Origin of the sequence: Streptomyces sp. NBC_00310 (assembly GCF_036208085.1) — a bacterium.
Taxonomy (GTDB): domain Bacteria; phylum Actinomycetota; class Actinomycetes; order Streptomycetales; family Streptomycetaceae; genus Streptomyces.
Map to the genome: position 1 here is coordinate 7,145,008 of NZ_CP130714.1, position 19,648 is coordinate 7,164,655.

At 71.1% G+C, this 19,648-nt stretch carries 17 protein-coding genes; 10 read left to right on the top strand and 7 right to left on the bottom strand.

Features of this window, described 5'->3' with window-relative positions; genetic code table 11:
• The first annotated feature begins 220 nt into the window (after positions 1-220).
• The 8 genes from OG202_RS31395 to OG202_RS31430 all read left to right on the top strand — a co-directional run bounded on the left by OG202_RS31395 (position 221) and on the right by OG202_RS31430 (position 8,583).
• Positions 221-2,047, top strand: a complete 1,827-nt coding sequence (locus OG202_RS31395) for a phosphoenolpyruvate carboxykinase (GTP) (RefSeq protein ID WP_327728016.1) — start codon at positions 221-223, stop codon at positions 2,045-2,047.
• A 393-nt stretch (positions 2,048-2,440) separates the two neighbouring features.
• Positions 2,441-2,836, top strand: coding sequence for a hypothetical protein (locus OG202_RS31400; protein ID WP_328223939.1), 396 nt, complete (start codon positions 2,441-2,443; stop codon positions 2,834-2,836).
• The gene (locus tag OG202_RS31405; protein ID WP_328223940.1) at positions 2,809-3,429 is read left to right on the top strand and encodes a serine/threonine-protein kinase; all 621 of its coding nucleotides are present in this window, start codon (positions 2,809-2,811) and stop codon (positions 3,427-3,429) included. The genes OG202_RS31400 and OG202_RS31405 overlap by 28 nt, the downstream gene beginning before the upstream one ends.
• Positions 3,416-3,994: a hypothetical protein gene (locus OG202_RS46615; RefSeq protein ID WP_443052304.1), complete on the top strand. Its 579-nt coding sequence runs from the start codon at positions 3,416-3,418 to the stop codon at positions 3,992-3,994. Before OG202_RS31405 ends, OG202_RS46615 begins: the two co-directional genes overlap by 14 nt.
• Positions 3,995-4,502: 508 nt before the next feature.
• Positions 4,503-5,678, top strand: a complete 1,176-nt coding sequence (locus tag OG202_RS31415) for a hypothetical protein (RefSeq protein WP_327728015.1) — start codon at positions 4,503-4,505, stop codon at positions 5,676-5,678.
• A 124-nt stretch (positions 5,679-5,802) separates the two neighbouring features.
• Positions 5,803-6,564 (top strand): vWA domain-containing protein, encoded by a 762-nt coding sequence (locus tag OG202_RS31420; protein WP_326578096.1) that lies wholly within the window; start codon positions 5,803-5,805, stop codon positions 6,562-6,564.
• A 1-nt stretch (position 6,565) separates the two neighbouring features.
• The gene (locus tag OG202_RS31425) at positions 6,566-7,354 is read left to right on the top strand and encodes a PP2C family serine/threonine-protein phosphatase (protein ID WP_327728014.1); all 789 of its coding nucleotides are present in this window, start codon (positions 6,566-6,568) and stop codon (positions 7,352-7,354) included.
• Positions 7,351-8,583: a hypothetical protein gene (locus tag OG202_RS31430; RefSeq protein ID WP_327728013.1), complete on the top strand. Its 1,233-nt coding sequence runs from the start codon at positions 7,351-7,353 to the stop codon at positions 8,581-8,583. The genes OG202_RS31425 and OG202_RS31430 overlap by 4 nt, the downstream gene beginning before the upstream one ends.
• Positions 8,584-8,756: 173 nt before the next feature.
• Here OG202_RS31430 and OG202_RS31435 read toward each other — a convergent pair whose 3' ends face one another.
• The 6 genes from OG202_RS31435 to OG202_RS31460 form a co-directional block, all read right to left on the bottom strand.
• Positions 8,757-9,341 (bottom strand): hypothetical protein, encoded by a 585-nt coding sequence (locus tag OG202_RS31435; RefSeq protein WP_326585641.1) that lies wholly within the window; start codon positions 9,339-9,341, stop codon positions 8,757-8,759.
• A 28-nt stretch (positions 9,342-9,369) separates the two neighbouring features.
• Positions 9,370-10,956, bottom strand: coding sequence for a substrate-binding and vWA domain-containing protein (locus tag OG202_RS31440; protein ID WP_327728012.1), 1,587 nt, complete (start codon positions 10,954-10,956; stop codon positions 9,370-9,372).
• 8 nt (positions 10,957-10,964) lie between these two features.
• Positions 10,965-12,206 (bottom strand): toxic anion resistance protein, encoded by a 1,242-nt coding sequence (locus tag OG202_RS31445; protein WP_327728011.1) that lies wholly within the window; start codon positions 12,204-12,206, stop codon positions 10,965-10,967.
• 21 nt (positions 12,207-12,227) lie between these two features.
• The gene (locus tag OG202_RS31450; RefSeq protein ID WP_327728010.1) at positions 12,228-13,301 is read right to left on the bottom strand and encodes a substrate-binding domain-containing protein; all 1,074 of its coding nucleotides are present in this window, start codon (positions 13,299-13,301) and stop codon (positions 12,228-12,230) included.
• Between the two features lie 349 nt (positions 13,302-13,650).
• Entirely contained in the window at positions 13,651-14,052 is a 402-nt protein-coding gene (locus tag OG202_RS31455; protein ID WP_326578085.1) for an SCO4983 family protein, read from the bottom strand.
• 100 nt (positions 14,053-14,152) lie between these two features.
• A complete protein-coding gene (locus tag OG202_RS31460) occupies positions 14,153-15,364 on the bottom strand; it encodes a pyridoxal phosphate-dependent aminotransferase (protein WP_220646775.1) in 1,212 nt (403 codons plus the stop codon).
• 225 nt (positions 15,365-15,589) lie between these two features.
• Here OG202_RS31460 and OG202_RS31465 point away from each other — a divergent pair, with 225 nt between their 5' ends.
• Entirely contained in the window at positions 15,590-16,444 is an 855-nt protein-coding gene (locus tag OG202_RS31465; protein ID WP_328223941.1) for a hypothetical protein, read from the top strand.
• 615 nt (positions 16,445-17,059) lie between these two features.
• Positions 17,060-17,968 carry a trypsin-like serine peptidase gene (locus tag OG202_RS31470; protein WP_326578081.1) on the top strand — a complete coding sequence of 303 codons (909 nt, stop codon included), beginning with the start codon at positions 17,060-17,062 and terminating at the stop codon, positions 17,966-17,968.
• A 21-nt stretch (positions 17,969-17,989) separates the two neighbouring features.
• Here the strand turns inward: OG202_RS31470 and OG202_RS31475 are convergent, their stop codons facing one another.
• Positions 17,990-19,609, bottom strand: coding sequence for an N-acyl-D-amino-acid deacylase family protein (locus tag OG202_RS31475; protein ID WP_328223942.1), 1,620 nt, complete (start codon positions 19,607-19,609; stop codon positions 17,990-17,992).
• Positions 19,610-19,648: the final 39 nt, after the last annotated feature.

Here is a 19,648-nt window from a genome sequence, read left to right on the forward strand (position 1 = left end):
AGTGATGGTGACGCACGGAAACCTTTTGGGCGGACGTTGTCGAGTGGTGATGGTCACCATGCTCACGTGGGCGGCCCTCTGGACATATGGGCACTCCCGTCGGATGATCAAATGAGTGCGGTCGACACCGGATGAGCGCCCAGAGATCCCCTCGTGAAGCATCCGGGTCGCAGCCCCCACGGGGCCTCCAACAAAAAATCCCTCATTTTTAGGAGCAATCGTGGCGCGCGACATCGCGGCTCCCCCTGTAACCGTCCCCACCACCCACCGAGAACTCGTGGCGTGGGTGAACGAGATCGCCGAACTGACCGAGCCGGACAACGTGGTCTGGTGCGACGGATCCGAGGCCGAGTACGAGCGCCTGTGCGGGGAGCTCGTCGAGAAGGGCACCTTCCGGAAGCTCGACCCGATCAAGCGCCCGAACTCCTACTACGCCGCGTCCGACCCGACCGATGTCGCCCGGGTCGAGGATCGCACCTTCATCTGTTCGGAGAAGGAGGAGGACGCGGGTCCGACGAACCACTGGAAGGCCCCCGCCGAGATGCGGGACATCTTCCAGGGCGAGAAGGGCCTGTTCCGCGGCTCGATGCGCGGTCGCACGATGTACGTCGTCCCGTTCTGCATGGGCCCCCTCGGCTCGCCGCTCTCCGCCATCGGCGTCGAGATCACCGACTCCGCGTACGTCGCCGTCTCCATGCGCACGATGACCCGTATGGGACAGCCGGTGCTGGACGAGCTCGGCTCCGAGGGCTTCTTCGTGAAGGCCGTGCACACCCTCGGTGCCCCGCTGGAGCCCGGCCAGGCCGATGTGCCGTGGCCCTGCAACAGCACCAAGTACATCTCCCACTTCCCCGAGAGCCGCGAGATCTGGTCGTACGGCTCCGGGTACGGCGGCAACGCGCTGCTCGGCAAGAAGTGCTACGCCCTGCGTATCGCGTCGGTGATGGCGCGCGACGAGGGCTGGCTCGCCGAGCACATGCTGATCCTCAAACTGACGCCCCCGCAGGGGGAGTCGAAGTACGTCGCCGCCGCGTTCCCGTCCGCCTGCGGCAAGACGAACCTGGCGATGCTGGAGCCGACCGTCCGGGGCTGGACCGTCGAGACGATCGGCGACGACATCGCGTGGATGCGTTTCGACGAGGACGGGCAGCTCTACGCCATCAACCCGGAGGCCGGGTTCTTCGGTGTCGCGCCCGGCACCGGTGAGCACACCAACGCCAACGCGATGAAGACGCTGTGGGGCAACTCCGTCTTCACGAACGTGGCGCTGACGGACGACGGCGACGTGTGGTGGGAGGGGATGACGGAGGAGACCCCGGCGCACCTGACCGACTGGAAGGGCAACGACTGGACGCCGGACGCCGAGACGCCGGCCGCCCACCCGAACGCCCGCTTCACGGTGCCCGCCTCCCAGTGCCCGATCATCGCGCCCGAGTGGGAGAACCCCAAGGGCGTGCCGATCTCGGCGATCCTCTTCGGCGGTCGCCGCGCCACGGCGGTGCCGCTGGTGACGGAGTCCTTCGACTGGAACCACGGGGTGTTCCTGGGCGCGAACGTGGCGTCGGAGAAGACCGCCGCGGCCGAGGGCAAGGTCGGCGAACTGCGCCGCGACCCCTTCGCGATGCTCCCCTTCTGCGGCTACAACATGGGCGACTACATGGGCCACTGGGTCGATGTCGCCAAGGGCAAGGACCAGGCGAAGCTGCCGAAGATCTACTACGTCAACTGGTTCCGCAAGAACGACGAGGGCAAGTTCGTCTGGCCCGGCTTCGGTGAGAACAGCCGCGTCCTGAAGTGGATCGTGGACCGGCTGGACGGCAAGGCGGAGGGTGTGGAGACGCCGATCGGCATCCTCCCGACGCCTCAGGCGCTGGACACGGAGGGGCTGGATCTCTCCTCGTCCGACCTGGACTTCCTGCTGACCGTCGACAAGGAGGTGTGGCGGGAGGAGGCGGCGCTCGTTCCCGAACACCTCAACACCTTCGGTGATCACACGCCGAAGGAGCTGTGGGACGAGTACCGGGCGCTGGTGAGCCGCCTGGGCTGACGCCCCTTCGCTCCGCGACCGGCCGGGTATGGGTTGCCCTGACCAGCGATGTCACCTTGGCCGGTCGCGGTTTTTTGTGCGCCTGAGAGCTGGGGGTTCTGGGGTTCGTCGGCGGGTGCGGGTCCGGTGGGGGCTTTGCGCGCAGTTCCCCGCGCCCCTGAAAAGCAGGGGCTGCGCCCCGTGCTTTTCGCCCCGAAAGGGCCGAAGGCCCTTCAGGGGCGCGGGGAACTGCGCGAGAAGCCCCACCGAACCCGCGGATGGGGGTCGAAGGGGCACCGCCCCTGGATGGGGGAGGGACGAGTAAGGGCGGAGGGGGCGAAAAGGGCTGCCGGGGAGGGGATTTCGCGGGACACTCGGGACATCCGCACCGAACCCCGAAATGAGGTGAGCGGGGTGCGTACACCCGTAAGTGACCCCATGAAGATCGGCCCGTACAAGATAGTCGGCCGCCTCGGCTCCGGCGGTATGGGCTGGGTCTACCTGGGCCGCTCACCCGCCGGCCGCGAGGTCGCCGTCAAGGTCGCCCGCCACGAACTCGCCGCCGAACCCGAGTTCCGCGAACGCTTCGCCCGTGAGGTCGCCGCCGCCCGCGTGGTCAGCGGCGCCTACACCGCCGCCGTGGTCGACGCCGACCCGACGGCCGAACTCCCCTGGCTGGCCACCCTGTACGTCCCCGGACCCTCCCTCGCGGAAGCGGTCCGCGCCGACGGCCCCTCCCCGAGGCCCAGGTCCGCCCCCTCGGCGCCGGCCTCGTCGAGGCGTTGCAGGCCATCCACGCCGCCCACGTGATCCACCGCGACCTCAAGCCGGCCAACGTCCTGCTCGCCCAGGACGGCCCCCGTGTCATCGACTTCGGCATCTCCCGCGTGGACGGCGCTCCCGGCCTCACCCGCGTCGGTGTCGTCGTCGGCACCCCGCCGTTCATGTCGCCCGAGCAGATCCGCGGCGACCGGGTCGGCCCGGCGAGCGACGTGTTCGCGCTGGGCGGGGTCCTGGTGTACGCGCTCACCGGCCGCCCGCCGCACGGCAGCGGGGAGGCCGTGCGTGTGGAGGTCGTCCGAGGAGAGCCCCGGCTCGACGGCGTACCGCCGGGACTGCGGCCCCTCATCGCACGCTGCCTGGCCAAGCGACCCGAGGACCGGCCCCCGCTCGCCGCGATCCTGGCCGAGTTGATGGAGGAGGACGCGCGTGCCGAGGCATGGCCGCCGCCGCAGGTGGCCCGGACCATCGAGGTGCGGTACGAGGAGCTGAAGGAGCGCCACCGGCGCCGTACGACGAGCGAGTCCGTCCCCTCCTGTCTGCTGCTGCACGCGCAGGCACTGCTCGACGCCGGGCTGACCGACGCGATGGTCGTCGGGGCGGTGGTCCGTGACGGCGCCTGACTCCTACCCGGGCCGGGATTCCCCTCCCGGCCGCGACTTCTTCTCCGGCCGTGACTCCTTGTCCGGCCCCAGCCGTGACTCCTTCTCCGGGCGGGGCTCGTACTCCGGGCGCGACTCGTATCCGGGGGGCAACGCCGAGATATACGACCTCGGCACGCACTGGCGGCAGTTGGTGCAGAGTTGGGTCGCCCGGCGGAATTACCACACGGTCCACGACACCGTCTCCGTTTCCCTGCAATTCGATCTCCATGAGGCGGGGCGGATGGTCACGGTGCGATTCATGACGACCAAGAAGCTTCTCGTGGCGTTCGCGACGGACGGGAATTTCCTGCGCCAGGACCAAATAGCCATCGCGGCGGCCGCGTCGAACGCCTGGAATACCGAACAGCTGAACCCCATGCTGTCCGTATGGGACGTGCGCGGGCCGCGGCCCTGTCTCGCCGGAGTCTGCGATCTGCCACTGACGTGCCGTATCACCCAGGCGGACTTCGACGCGTTGGCCAATGACTGGGTGGATCGGGCGCGGCAGATGTTCAGCCGTTGCCATCAAGTGTTCAAATTGTAGAAGTGAAAAGCGTACTGATCGTAAGTCAACCGGACGTCGCCGTAACTCCACCGGCGGAATACTCCAAACCCTTCCGGCTGCCCGGTTGCCTGCTCCACTATGGGATGGGCTTTTCAGGGCCGCGGGGGCGTGCCTTTCAGGACACGGGGGGAGTTGCTCGCCACGAAGTGTGCATGAGGTCGAGTTGGCTGTGATGGTCGGCTTCTGGGCTTGCGGTGTGCTGGGCCGTGCGGGCTACGGTGGTCGTGTGATCTGGGACGCCGGGTGTGGCGTCAGTGTGCGGGGCCCCCGCTCCACCGGAGTGATGGTTCGGGGCCTCCTCGTCGCCTTTGGCTACACCCACATGGTCAGGTCGCACAGGGAACTGGCCTCCCGGGATCGGACCACGGACAGGATCCGTGTCGCTGCCCCGGGGCTGAGTACGCCGGGGACCAGTACGCCCAAGACCGTTCGGGGCGTGCGGCCGAGCGGACTCACTTCTGCTCAGTCCACAGGAACGGTTGGTGCGATGGGTGCGACGGGTCGTTTGTCGTTTCTCGGTGTGCTGGTGGGGTTGTTGGCCGCGTTGGTTCCCGCGGGGCCGTCGGCCGCGGCCGACGCCCCGTGTCCCGACGACGGGTTCACGGAACGGCTGGAGTGCTGGGCCGGCCGCATATCCGAGGGGCCCGTGGTGATCACGCTCAAAGGGCCCCTGGAGTACGAGGACCTCGATGAGGGGCACCACGAGGCCATCAGACGGCTGCGCGAGGACACCCACCCGTTGGTGGTGCAGGTGTCGGAGGGCGTGAACACCGGGCAGGGCGGCACGGCGCTGCTCCTCATCGCCGAAGAACTGCTCATCCACCCCGGTGCCAGGATCGACCGGCTGAAGACGCGGACGCTGGCCGACCTGGAGGCGAGCGGCCTCTGCGACGACACGAACCAACTGTGTGCCAAGGTCCGCCCCGGCCCGGGGGCGGCCACCCTCAAAGGCTCGGAACTGGCAGCCTTCGCCGCCGACCCCGACGACAACAGCTTCACCATCACCGAAGTCGACGGCGACCGGAACTCCGGCTCCTCGACCTCGTCCGGCGGCCCCGACGGCGAGGGTGACAGGAACCGGGACGACAAGGGGCAGGACGACAAGGGCCGAGCCGTCGACAACCGGCCCGACACCCCCGAAAGCGAAGCCGCCGGCTACAGCGGCGCCACCTGGACCGCCCTCTGGATGGGGCTTCTCCTCGCCCTGTTGCTGCTCGCCTTCGTGATCGTGATCCGGCGGTCCAGGGGTCCGGTGGCCGTGGGGCACCGGGCGGTGTCTCCGGGCCGGCCGGCCGGCGGGCCCGCGCGGGCGGCGCCGGCGCACGCGGCGCGAGGCGGTGCCGGAGCCGGTGGGGGCGGTGCCGGAGCAGGCGGGGACGAGAGCACCACTCGGCTGCGGGTCGCGTCCGCGCCGCGGCACGGCCGTCAGGTGGGAGCCCGCCCGGGGCACGCCCGGACCGCCGTCGTACGGACCGAACTCCACCCGCAGGGCTATGTCGAGGTCGACCGGGTGCTGCGCCGGGCGGTGTGGGCCGAGCCGGAGCGGCCGCCCCCCGCGCCCGGCGGCCTCGTCGACGTCACCGACGCGGCAGAACGCGACTCCGACGTCCTGTACGCCTTCCCGCCGACGGCCGCACGGCACGCGAAGGGCACGCCCAGGTAGGCGTCGGCACGCCCAGGTGGGCGTCGGCACGCCCAGGTGGGCATCGGCGCGCCCAGGTCGGCGTCGGCACGCCGAGATAGGCATCGGCACCATCAGAGGTATCGGAAACACAGGGGGAAGAACGATGCACAGCGAATACCCGCCCACGCTGCCGGCGGAGTACGCCGACATCGAGTTCGAGAACAACGCCCAGCGCATGCCGCTCGTGCTCTGCCTCGACACATCCAGCTCCATGGCGGGTCAGCCGATCCAGACACTCAACAACGCGCTCGCCGAGTGGACCCGCGAACTCCACGACGACGTCAGCCTCAGCTACAGCGTGGAGGTTGCCGTCGTCACCTTCGGCGGCCAGGGTGTCGGCGCCTGGCGCGGGCCCCAACTCCTCGACCCGCGCACCCGGACGAGCCCCTTCATACCCGCGCACGCCTTCCAGGCACCGCAGCTCACGGCCGCCGGGGTCACCCTGATGACCGAGGCGCTGGAGCTGGCGATGCACATCGTCGCGGCCCGCAAGAGCGAGCTGCGGGCGTCCGGGCTGCAGTACTACCGGCCGCAGATCTGCCTCGTCACGGACGGTCTGCCCACCGACCCGACCGGCCATCTCACCGACTCCTGGCACCGGCTGGTCCCCGTCCTCGCCGAGGAGCAGCGCGCCCGCCGGTTCCGGCTGTACGCCATCGGCGTCGGCGGGATCACGGACATGGGGGAGCAGGTGCTGCGGGCGTTCGCTCCGAAGTTCAACGCACGGTTGCAGGGGTTCCCGTTCCGGGAGCTGCTCCAGATGATGTCCGCCAGCGCCAACGCCGAGCAGAAGGGGGCGGGGGACGAGGTGTTCGAGAAGATCTTCAGCCAGTTCAAGACACAGCGCCCGGCCTGGGAGGCGTGAGGTGACCGCCGCCCCGCCCTGGCGCATCCACGGACTGAGCGTCGAGGGCTACCGGCACCGACGCCAGGGCCTGCCCTGCCAGGACGCGTGCGCCGCCGTCGCCACGCCCTCCGTCGCCGTGCTCGCCGTCGCCGACGGGGCCGGCAGCCGGCCCCGGTCGGAGGAGGGCGCGCGGCTCGCGGTGCGGCTCGCGACGGAGTATTTCGCGCGGCGGGCCGAGGCGGCCGTGGAGGTGCGGCCGGGGGATGCCGTGCACGAGTTGCTGCGGGACGCCCTGCACGACGTCAGCAAGGACTTCCTCGACCAGACCGGCGCCGACGCGCAGGACTTCGCCACGACGCTCACCGTGGTGGTGCTCGCGCCCGGCTGGATCGGGCACCTCACCGTGGGGGACGGGTTCGTCGTCGTACGGGCCGGGACGGAGGACGGGGAGCGCCAGTTCCATCTGCTGCCGCAGGCCGCGGCGGTGAGCGAGTACAGCAACGAGACGGTGTTCCTGACCTCGCCGGACGTGGGGCGCTGGACGCACACCGAGTGCGTCCTGGACGACGGGGTCGACGGAGTGCTGCTCTCCACGGACGGGCTCGCCCAGGCCATGCTCAACCGGTCGGCCGACGGCGCGCCGTCCCCGAACACCTCCTTCGCCGACGCAGTCTTCCGCTCCCTCGACACCGCCGCCGAGGACGACCGCGACCCCAACCTGGCCGCCCTGCTCCGCTCCGACCGCCTCACCGCCCTCAACGCCGACGACAAGACCCTGCTACGAGCCGTCCGCGCGATCCGGCGATGACCGCTCTGCCAGGCGCCGACCGCTTCCGCGCGGCGACGAACGGCCCCATCACACTCGGAGGTACGGCCATGAGCGGCCGCACGGTCTTTCTCGACGGTAGGCGGGTCACTCTGGCCGAGTTGCCGTTGAAGGGGGGTGGGCAGGCGGCGGTGTTCCCGGTGGAGGGGGACACGGGGATCGTCGTCAAGATCTACCGGGACACACCCGGGCCGGACCAGGAGCGGCGGCTGGCCCGGATGCTGACCATGTCCCCGCTGGCCGCCCGCCCGACGGACGCCAGCCAGCCGCCCGAGCTGGCCTGGCCCACCGCGATCGCCCGGGGCACGAACGGCGAGTTCCTCGGCTACGCGATGCGCCGCTTCGGCGAACCGCAACACGTCCAGCTGGTCGGCCTGTTCACCCGCGTCCAACGCCTCAAGCTCTTCCCGGACCGGGCCGACTGGCGGTTCCTGCTCGGCGTCGCCTGGAACCTCGCCTTCATGACGGCCCGTATGCACTACGACAACCTCGTCATCGGCGACTTCTCCAGCAGCAACGTCGTCGTCGACGCCAACGGCTTCGTCACCTTCCTCGACTGCGACTCCATCGCCTTCACCGACCCGGTCACCGGCGAACTCTTCCCGTGCCTGATGCACACCACCGACTACTCGTCCCCCGAGCGTCAGGAGGGCGGCCCCGCGACCCGGCAGAGCGACGACTTCGCCCTCGCCGTCCTCGTCTACCAGCTGCTCACCGCCGGCAACCATCCCTTCGGCGGGGTCCCGCACCAGAGCGCCTCCGAGTCGACCGTCAAGGACAACATCGCCGCGAGCTGCAGTTATGTCGTACGCCCGGAGCACGTCACCATCCCGCGCGGCACGATCGACCCGTCCGTCCTGCCGACCGAACTCCTCACCCTCGCCAGGGCGGCCTTCGGCCCCGGCGTCCAGGATCCCGCCGCCCGGCCGCCGGCCGAGGCCTGGCTCCGCGCCCTCGACAAGGAACGCGGCCTGGTGCGCGCCTGCACGGAACGGCCCCTGCACACCTACGGCTCCCACCTGCCGACCTGCCCCTGGTGCACCCGCGCGGCGGTCACCGGCCACGACGTGTTCAACGGCCCCCGCCCCACGTCGGTCCCGGTCCCGCCGCCCCCGACCGACCAGCCCCCGTCCCCGTACGCGGCGTTGAAGGTGCTGGCCGTGGTGCTCGGCGTGGTGCTGCTGATCGTGATCCTGACGAACGTCGGCTGACCCGACGCACCTCGGCCGGCCCGACCTCCTCGGCCGGCCCGACCTCCTCGGCCGGCCCGACCTCCTCGGCCAACCCGACCTCCTCGGCCAACCCGACCTCCTCGGCTGACCCGACGCACCTCGGCCGGCCCGATCTCCTCGGCTGACCGACGCGCCTCGGCTGACGCCGCCTGTCAGCCCGACCGGTCCTCCAGGTACCGCGTGTGCGATTCCTGGCGGCGGGCCTCGGCGTCCCGCAGGGCGCCCGCCAGGCGTCCCAACTCCTCCTGCAACAGACCGAGTTGGCGTTCGAGATGGCGTTCCGGGGGATCCGTGCCCGGGGTGAGACGGGCCCACCATCGGGTGCGTACGAAGGTGTCGACGGCCTCGGGGACGTCCTGCCGCACGGCCCGGGAGAGGGCGTGGACGCCCTCGGGGTCGTGGGCGAGGATCTCGGCGACCCAGCCAGGGTCGAGGAGGGCCGTGAGGAGTTCGGTCAGCTCGGTGAGGCGGCCGGCCGCGGCGGGCGGCAGCTCGATGCCGTCGAGGTAGGCGCGGAGGGTGCCGAAGTCGGCGCGCACCTCGTCGAGCTGGGCGGACGGGTCCGGGAAGTCCGGCACCGGCGGGCGCTCCGGCGGGGCGATCAGCGCGCCGGCGCCGTACAGCCCGGCGACCACGACCGGCCAGTACGGTCCCGCGATCCCCGCGAAGGTCAGCCCGAGCCCGGCGACCCCGAGGGCGCTGCCGGTGAGGTTCTTGCGGGACTCCAGGTAGGCCAGGACGCCGCTGGTCTTCTGGGTGGTGGTCCTACTGGTAGCCACGGATCTCCTCGAAGGCGCCGTCCAGCGAGCCCTGTTGGGCGTCGAAGAGACGGCCGCCGGTCAGGTCGGCGATGTGTTCCAGTTCGCCCCGGTCGGAGTCGCCGAAGAGGATCGGGAAGACGGGGATCCGCTGTTGACCGGCGGGCAGCCGACCGTAGAACTCGTCGAAGTCGGCGGGGCTCGCGCCCTCGGTGTTCTCGCCGTCCGTCATCAGCACGATGGAGGTGAAGGTGTCCCGGTCGGCGGCCCCGAGATGCTCGTACGCCCTGCGCAGCGAGGTGTAGATGGCGGTGTCGCCGTCGGCGGTCAGCTTCCGGGTGTCGGCGCGGATGCCGTCGAGCCCGGCCTTCGGGTCCTCGGGCCGTACGACATGCGTGCGCACGCTCTTCACGTCCGACCCGAACGGCATCAGCGTGACCTCCTCCCGGTCCCGGAAGTCGCCGGTCAGCTCGGTGAGCGCGGTCTTCAGCCGGCCGAGGCGGTCGCCCTCCATCGAGCCCGAGGTGTCCAGGACGTACACGGTCCGGGAGGGGCGGCGCAGCTCGTTCTCGTACGCGTCGAGGAGGCCGTCGGCGACGGACCGGGTGCCGGGGAAGGGGAGTTCACGGCGGCGCGTGGTGTCGAGGCCGGCCGCGGGCGGCACGGAGGCGACGACCGGGCGGCGCAGGGTCTTCTCGGTGATCAGCCGCTGGATGTCCGGGGTGCGCAGGGCGTCGGTGAGCCGGCGTACGTCGTCCCGGACCTCCTTGCTCGTGGAGGTGAGCGAGGAGAGCGGATAGTCGGCGGTGACGACCCCGTCGCGCGGCCGGATCACCGTCAGGCCCTTCTTCCCCTTCAGCACCGACTCGTAGTTGAGCAGCGCGTCGACGTCCCCGCGCCGGTCGTACGCCTGGGCCAGCCAGCCCGACGACCCCGACGTCAGCTTCTGGCCCGCGAAGAACTCCTTCAGCCGGGGCGTCGCCCGCGCGACATCCGCGTCCGTGAGCGCGGACTGGGCGTCGGAGAGCCCCGACGCCACCGAGACGAGCGTGGAGAACCCGGAGTTGGAGCGGGACGGGTCGGTCATGCCGTACGTCAGCTGCCCGCCCGCGACCGCCTCCTCGATGTCCGACCAGGTGACGTTCTCCGGCTTCCACCCCAGCTTCCGTACGGTCTCGTCCCGCACACCGATCGCGACCGGGCTGGACATCACCGGCGTCTCCGACACGATCGCCTCGGCCGCGTCGGGGCGGAGCCGCAGGTAGTCGTTGGAGGAGAGCCAGACGGCGTCGTACGCCCCCTTCGCCCGCCACCGGGTGAGCAGCTCGACCGCGTCCAGGGTGCCCATGTAGGTGGGCCGGACCTTGATCCCGGTGTCCTTCTCGACCCGCTCCAGCACCGGCTGCATGTCGGCGAGTTCACTGGAGGCGAGGACGCGGAGGGTGCCGGGGACGTACGTGGTCGCCTCGGCCGGGTCGGGCAGCCCCGTCCCGTCCGCGGCGGTGCAGGCGGTGGCCAGGAGGGCGGCGGCGGTCACCGCGGCGACGGCCGTCGTCGTACGTACTCCCAGCCGTACTCTCAGCCGTGTTCTCATCCGTGTTCTCATCCGAGGCCGCCTTCCAGGGCGCCCTGGCTCCTGCTCCGCTCCAAGTACTGGGTCGCGTGCTGGAGTTCCGAGGTCAGGGACTCTACGGTCGCGGCCATGGTCTCCGTGGCCTGCACCTTGTACGTGTCGATGGCGTCGAGGGTGCGGTAGATCTGCTGGAAGGCCGAGCGGAGCGTCTCCGCGCCGACGGCCGGGTCGGCGGCGATGCGCTGGATCTCGCCGCTCTGGGTGGCGAGCATCTCGGCGTTGCCCCGGATGAGGTCCTCGGTGGTGCCGCGCAGCGCGTTGACCTGGTCGACGACCTTGCGCTGGTTGTCGAGGGCGGAGGCGAGCATCACGGAGATGCGCAGCGCCGAGACCGTGGTCGTGGCGGCCCGGTCGACGCCCTTGATCAGCTCCTCGTTGTTGCGCCGCACGACGTCCATGGCCAGATAGCCCTGGGCACAGACGGCCAGCTGGGTGAGCAGGTCCTGGTGCTTCTGCCGGACGGGGAAGAGCACGTCGGCGCGGAGGGTGTCGCCCTGCTGCGGGTCGACCCCGTCGACGTGCGTCTGGATGTGCGCCTCGACGGCCGTGTCCAGAGCCTCCGTCAGGACGACGTACTCCTGGAGCTTGCCCATGGTCTCCCACAGCCGGACGCGTTCGGTCTGCAACGCGGCGTTGTCGCGCCGCAGTTCGTCCTGCCCGCCGCGCAACGAACCCACGATTCGGTTCAGGGTCCCCTGTGCGGAGGCGTACTTGGCGACGTGGTCGCGCAGCTTGTTGCCGCCCGGCAGCCGGGAGAGGAACTTGCGTCCCCTGCTCGCCGGCAGATCGCGCGGGTCCAGGTCCTCGACCACCCGCCGGAGTTCGACGAGTGAGCCGGAGACCTGCGACTGCGCGTCCCCGCCCTTGTCGGGCAGGCTGCGGACCGTCCGCTCCAGCATCCGGTTGGACTGCGCGGCGGCGGTACGCATCTCGCCCGCGCCGAGCGAGGTGATCTCCCCGACCCGGCCCGCGAACTCCGGGGAGCGGGCGTCCAGGCCGGCGAGCCCGCGCACGTACTCCTCGGCCTTGCGGGCCATGTCCGTCCGCACGGACTCCTCGACCGGCACGAGCCCGCCGGCCTTCTCCCGGGGCACGGCCGCGACCGGCTCGGGAGGGGTGAGGGTGAAGCCGGCCTCGTTGCTGTTGAGGTTGCTGGTGCTGGTGCTGGTGCTGTTGAGGTTGCTGTAGCTGTTGCTGTCTTCGATGGTCATGTCCGTTGATCCCCCGTCGTCCTACTGGCCCCTGGCCCGGCGCGCCATCTCGTGCAGCACCTCGGAGGTGGGCACGGGCGCCTGCCGGACGGTCAGCTTCCGCATCAGGTAGGTGGTGTGGTCGGCGGTCGCCGACGTGAACTCGGTGGCCGCGCCCTGCGGCCGGAACCCGTGCCGGGCGGCCAGCTCACGCAACGTCGGGTCCGTGCCCAGGAGTTCGCCGAGCGCACGCCCCTCGTCCGTGACCGGTACGACGGTGTGGTCGCTGAAGACGGTGGTGTCCGGGTAGAGGACGACCAGGTCGTCGACGCTCTGGCCCTCCGCGAGCAGCGCGGCGACCTGCGACTCGTAGACGAGCACGAGCGGATTGCCGACCCCGCTGACGAAGTCACGGAACGCCGCGTCGGTGCTCGGCTGCTGGGCGCCCTGGACGCTGATCAGCTCGTGCATCAGGGACGCGGTCCTGTCCAGGTCCCCCTTGCTCGCGACCACCCGTCCGCCGTTGGCGACGTTGGAGGCGGCGGCGAGGTAGAGCGCGCCCGAGTTGGACGTCGTCGGATCGGTGGTGGAGATGTAGAGGAGTCCCATCAACTCCCCGTACTTCCCGGCCCCCTTGAGGTCCTGCCACGTCCGGCCGTTCTCCGCGGCCTTCAGATAGGCGCCCATGGCGAGGACGCCCCGGCCCTCGTCGAGCGTGGCGAGCCCGTTCTGCCGCAGCACGTCGGCGGCGCCCCGGTGGGAGACCACGACGAGGGGCGAGTAGAAGGGGCGGGGCAGCGGCTCGCGTACGCCGTACTTCTCGGCCAGCTCGTCGGCGGGTGCCTTGCTGGACGGGAACGCGAAGTCGTACCCCTGCAGATCCAGGCCGTCCATGGCCCAGGATCCGGACGTCTCCGTCTTCACGGTGTAGCCCTTGGCGGCCAGGGCCTTCACCACGTCAGGGTCGGCGAAGAACTCCGCCTTCTCCGACCCGATCACTCCTCGCACGGTCTTCGTTGCCGTGCTCGTGTCCCCGGTTTCCCGGCCCGCCACGACGGCTGCCACCACGCCGCCGATCAGCAGTACCGCGAGGACGATTCCTGCGATGCGTCTCACAGGGGGAGAGTGCTCCCGGAACCCAACGTTCCTCGGCGGCGCGGGTGAACCTCCGGTGAACTGGTGGTCCCGGAACACAACGGGTGGGCTCCGCCGGGCCGGGTGGGGGTTCGGGGGGTTCGGATGTCGGGTGGGTGCGGGTCCGGTGGGGGCTGGTCGCGCAGTTCCCCGCGCCCCTGAAAGACCAGGCCCTGCGGGCCTGGAAGGCGACGGGCCTGCGGGCCTGGAAGGCGATGGGCGTGTGGGCTGAGAAGCATGGGGCGTAGCCCCGGCTTTTCAGGGGCGCGGGGAACGGCGTGAGCAACCACGCACCACCCGCAGACGCCCGATGGCACTCGCCCCCGAGCTATTAGGCGCTCAACGGGACGCCGGCGTGCGCGTCCATCCGCTCGGCCGCCAGGATCGCGGACGCCGTGTCCGCGCGGGACGCCGCGACGACCAGGGCCCGCCCCGCGAGGGCGTGTGCGCGCCGGTGGAGCGCGGCGACATCCTCCTCGCCTCCGCCCGAAGCGGAGCGTACCGGCGGAAGGCCGCCCCGCAGCCGGGCGACCCGCGCGGCCAGCGCCTCCGCCGCCGCGTCGAGGTCGTCGGAGGGGGTCAGGGCGCGGAGCTCGTCGGTCGCCGCCAGCAGCGCCGCCAGATGACCCGCGAGCTGGATGTCCAGCTCTTCCTCGCGCGAACGGTGAGGGAAGTCGGAGGAGGTCGTGCCGGCCATCGTGTGGACCGACTTGGTGCGGATCGGCTCGTACATGGGATGGCCTCCAAGCTCTCGGACGACCACTCTACCTTGGATTCCGTCTAAAGTTGAGTGACGTCCGAAAGTCCTGGTTCGCCGTGATCGGCGCGCGCCGTCACGCCTGCCCGTAGCCGTCCAGGAAGTTCCCGATCCGGGTGATCGCGGACCGCAGGTCGCCCACCGTCGGCAGGGTGACCACCCGGAAGTGATCGGGCTCGGCCCAGTTGAACCCGGTGCCCTGGACGACCATGATCTTCTCCTGCCGGAGCAGGTCGAGGACCATCTGGCGGTCGTCCTTGATCTTGAAGACGTTCGGGTCGAGGCGCGGGAAGAGATACAGCGCCCCCTTCGGCTTCACGCACGAGACGCCCGGGATCTGTGTGAGCAGCTCGTACGCGACGTCCCGCTGCTCCTTGAGCCGGCCGCCCGGCAGGACCAGGTCGTTGATCGTCTGGCGTCCGCTGAGTGCGGCGACGACGCCGTGCTGCCCCGGCATGTTCGCGCACAGCCGCATGTTCGCGAGGATCGTCAGACCCTCGATGTAGGAGTCGGCGTGCGCGCGCGGCCCGGAGATGGCCATCCAGCCCACCCGGTAGCCGGCCACCCGGTACGCCTTCGACATGCCGTTGAAGGTGAGGGTCAGCAGGTCGGGAGCGATCGCGGCGGTCGGGGTGTGCGTGGCGCCGTCGTAGAGGATCTTGTCGTAGATCTCGTCCGAGCAGACGAGGAGGTTGTGGCGGCGCGCGATGTCCGTCAGGCCCCGCAGCATCGCCTCGTCGTACACCGCGCCCGTCGGGTTGTTCGGGTTGATGATGACGATCGCCTTGGTGCGGTCGGTGACCTTCCGCTCCACGTCCGCGAGGTCCGGCATCCAGTCGGACTGCTCGTCGCAGCGGTAGTGCACGGCCGTACCGCCGGACAGGGAGACCGCCGCCGTCCACAGCGGGTAGTCCGGGGACGGTACGAGGACCTCGTCGCCGTCGTCGAGCAGGCCCTGCATCGCCATGACGATCAGCTCGGAGGCGCCGTTGCCGATGAAGACGTGCTCGACGTCCGTCTCGATGCCGATCGTCTGGTTGTGCATGACGACCGCCCGGCGCGCGGCGAGCAGGCCCTTCGCGTCGCCGTACCCGTGGGACGACGACACGTTCCGGAGGATGTCCTCCAGAATCTCCGGCGGACACTCGAAGCCGAACGCGGCCGGATTCCCGGTGTTCAGCTTGAGGATCCGATGCCCCGCAGCCTCTAGCCGCATCGCCTCCTCGAGCACCGGGCCCCGGATCTCGTAACAGACGTTGGCGAGCTTGGTCGACTGGATCACCTGCATGTCCGTGAGCTTACGGCCCGGTAACGCGTTCCGGGTCGTGTTTTCCACCACGTGGACGGGCCGCTATACGCCGAAATGCCCCGCGGCTGTCCCCCCGGCCCTCCTCCTCTCTACAATCCGCCAGCAGGCCCGGCCGTCCCCACCGCCCGGTCCTCGACCGCGCGGCACGTGGTCATACGGCACACGACACGAAAGCAGCGGAACGACATGAATGGGGTGGGCGGCGTGGACAGGTCGCACGGACCGGACCGGAACGAGGCCGACCTCCGGAGACCGCCGAACGTGTACCACCCCCTCGACGACTCCCATGGCACCCCCGCCTACGAGGCGTTCACGGACCCCGCCGCCGCCCACGGCTGGCAGAACGCGTACGACGACACCGTTCAGCTGGACGAGATCGTGGTGGACGGCCCGGGTGCGGTCGGGGACGGCTCGGGCGGAAGAAACGGTTCTGCGGCGGGGCGGGTGCCGTACGGCGAGGCCGAGGCGTACGCGACGGATGCGCCGCCGTACGCCGAGGGTGCGCCGTACGCCGAGAGCGCGCCGTATGCCGAGGGTGCGCCGTACGGGGCAGGTGGCCCGGGCGCGAGGGGTGGGCAGGGCGACCCGGAGGCCCTGGACGCGGCCGGGCGTCGGGCGCGGCCGCTGGACGGTCGGCGGGTCACGCTCGGGCGGCGCCGGGCCCGGCGGCGCCGCGTGTTGATCGCGGGCGGTATCGGCGCCGCGGTGCTCGTGGGCGTCGCGGTGGCCGGACTGGCCGGGTCCGGCCCCTCGGGCCAGGAAGGTCCGGATGCCCCGGCGCCCCTCGGGTCCACCCCGGCCGCCGCTCCGTCCGGCGACGCGGAGACGGCCTCCCCGTCGGCCGGCGGATCCGCCGGTACGGGGGCCACGGCATCCCCCGACACCTCCACGCGGCCCTCCTCGGCCGCCACCACTCCCGAGCCCTCCGGCTCCACATCCCCCACCCCGACCTCGGCCACCTCGTCCGCCTCGCCCTCCGCCCCGGCGACGTCCTCACCCCGAGGCAACTCCAACGGCAACCAGGGCCGGGGCCAAGGAGCGACGAAGGGCCCCAGGTAGCCCAGGAGGCCCCAGGGGGTCGCTCGGCGGTGACCGGAGTGGGGGAAGCCCCTGGTCGTCGGGGGGGGGGCGTCGGTGGCGGGGATGCGGTCCGGCGGGTCAGTGGTGACCGCGCGTGCCGGTGGACGGGGGGCGCGTGCCCCTGTCGGACGCGCTCGGCGTCCTGCCCGTGCGCCGCGGCACCGCGCCGGCCGCCGCCGGGCGGTGCGCACAGGTGAGGCATGCGGAGCCGCCCGTCGGGCCAGCCATATGAAGACATGTGGTGAGCGGGCGAGTTGACGCCTCGCTCGCCTCTGCCGCCGTCGCGCCATCCGCACCGCCTCCCGTCGCCTGCCTCCTGTCGCTCGTCTCCCGTCACCCGTCCCTCATCACCCGTGCCTCATCACCCGCCTCCCGCCTCCCGCCTCCCGCCTCCCGTCTCCCGTCTCCCGTCTCCCGTCTCCAGTCACCCCTCGACCCCGACCCACCCCTCGACCCCGACCCACCCCCTGGCCGAAGATCGCGCGGCCGGAACCAACTCCTTGCTCGTCCTGCACTTCACCTTCACAATGCGCATGACAAACTGCGGTGGCCGGAAGATCTTCTGTCACCCACGTAGCAAGAGGGGACCCCCACATGAGAAAGCCTCTCGTTGCCTCGCTGTTCGCCCTGGTGATCACCGGGGCGGGCGCGGCACCGGCGGTCGCGGCGCCGGAGCCCGCGGCGGCGCCCGTGAAGACGGCGGTCGGGACGCTCGTCGGGACGGCGAACAAGGCCGTGGCCGACGTCGCGGCCCCGGCCCCGGCGGTCCAGGCCGTCAACTTCGCCGGCACCGTCTCGCTCAGCAACTGTTCCGGCTCGGTCGTCCGGATGCCCGCCTCCGAGGACAACGACCCGGCGCTGGTGATGACCAACGGCCACTGTCTGGAGAGCGGCTTCCCGGCCGCCGGCCAGGTCATCGTCGACAAGGCCTCCACCCGCACCTTCGGTCTGCTCAACTCCGCCGGCACCCGCGTCGGCACGCTGCGCGCCAGCAAGATCGCGTACGGCACGATGACCGACACCGACATGGCGCTGTACCAGCTCACCACCACCTACGCGCAGATCAAGAGCTCGTACGGCATCGACGCCCTGGTCTACGACACCGCCCGCCCGGCCGCCGGCACCGCCATCAAGGTCGTCTCCGGGTACTGGAAGCGGATCTACAGCTGCAGTGTCGACGGGAACGCGTACCGCCTCAAGGAGGGCGACTGGACCTGGAAGGACTCGATCCGTTACACCTCCGCCTGCAACACCATCGGCGGCACCTCGGGTTCCCCGGTCCTCAATGACGCCACCGGCAAGGTCGTCGGCGTCAACAACACGGGCAACGAGAGCGGCGAGCGCTGCACCGTCAACAACCCCTGCGAGGTCGACGCGAACGGCACCGTGACCGTCCGCCAGGGCATCAACTACGCCCAGCAGACCTGGCACGTCCCCGCCTGCTTCGGCGTGGACAACAAGCTCGACCTCACCCGCAGCGGCTGCATCCTTCCCAAGCCGTAGCGAAAGCCGTAGCGAACACCCTCAGTGCCCCCGCCGGATCGCCCGGCCCGCCAGTACGTCCGTCCGGCGGCCGTCCTCGATGACGAAACGGCCGTCGATCAGGACGTACGGGATCCCGGTGGGCAGGGTGCGCGGTGCCTCGTACGTCGACCCGGCGGCCACGGTCGCCGGGTCGAAGAGGACGAGGTCGGCGCGGTACCCCTCGCGGACGAGTCCCCGGTCCGCGAGGCGGAGCCGCGCGGCGGGGCGTGAGGTGAGGTGGGCGACGCACTCCTCCAGGGAGAGCACACCCAACTCCCTCACGTACCGGCCGAGATAGTGGGGGAACGTCCCGTACGCGCGCGGGTGCGGCTTGTCGCCGCGCAGGATGCCGTCGGAGCCGCCGGTGTGGACGCGGTGGCGCATGATGGTCCGCACGTTCTCCTCGTGCCCGACGTGCTGGAGGATCGTCGAACCGAGCCGGTCCTCGACGAGCAGCCGGCGGGCGGTGACCCAGGGGTCCTCGCCGTGCTCCTCCGCCGACCGCGCGACCGTGCGACCCACGTACGACGACAGCGCCGGGTCGGTGACGCCCGAGAGCTCGATGGTGTCCCACTCGACGGGCACGCCGTGGCAGCCGTCGGCGCCGACGACCTCCGTGTGGTGCCGGACGCGCTCGGCCGTGTCGTCGTCCCTCAGCCGCGCGAGAATCGCCTCCGGACCGCCCTCGCTCGCCCAGCTCGGCAGCAGCGCCACGAGGGTCGTGCAGCCGGGGGTGTAGGGGTACGAGTCGAGCGTGATGTCCGCGCCGGCCGCGAGCGCGTCGTCGAGGAGGGTGAGGAGCTCGGGCGCCCGGCCCTTGTTCACGCCGAAGTTCATGGTGGCGTGGGCCAGATGGAGGGCGCAGCCGGCCTCGCGGGTCAGGGCGACCATCTCCTCGTACGCCTGGAGCGCGCCCGCCCCGTACGAGCGGTGGTGCGGGCAGTAGTAGCCGTCGTACGACGCCACCACCCGGCACAGCTCGGTGAGTTCGGCGTCCTCGGCGTACATGCCGGGGGTGTAGGTGAGGCCCGACGACATGCCGACCGCGCCCTCCCGCAGGCCCGCCGCCACCAACTCCCGCATACGGTCCAGCTCTTGAGGTGTCGCCTTCCGGTCCTCCCAGCCCACGGCGAGCATGCGGACCGTGCCCTGCGGGACGAGGTACGCGGCGTTCACGGCGATGCCCTCGCCGCCGAAGCCGTGGTCGAGGCGGTCCAGGTACTCGCCGACCGAGCGCCAGGTGAAGTCGATGTCGTCGCCGTGGCCGTTCCAGCCGGTGATCGCGCGGCGGACCTCGTCGAGGGTGCGGTCGTCGACCGGCGCGTACGACAGCCCGTCCTGGCCGACGACCTCCAGGGTCACCCCCTGCGCCGCCTTCGCGGTGTGCTCGGGGTCCCGCAGGAGCGCGAGGTCGCTGTGGGCGTGCATGTCGACGAAGCCGGGGGCCAGGACCAGGCCCTCGGCGTCCAGCTCCCGCGTGGCCCGGGGGCGCTGGCACCCCGCCGCGGCCGCTTCCTTGACGATCGACGTGATCCTGCCGTCCGCCACGACCACGTCGGCGCGGTAGGAGGGGGCGCCGGAACCGTCCACGACCTCGGCGTCACGGAAGACCAGGTCCATGTGTGCCACCTTTCGGGGACCGGAGGCGGGCGGGAGGGG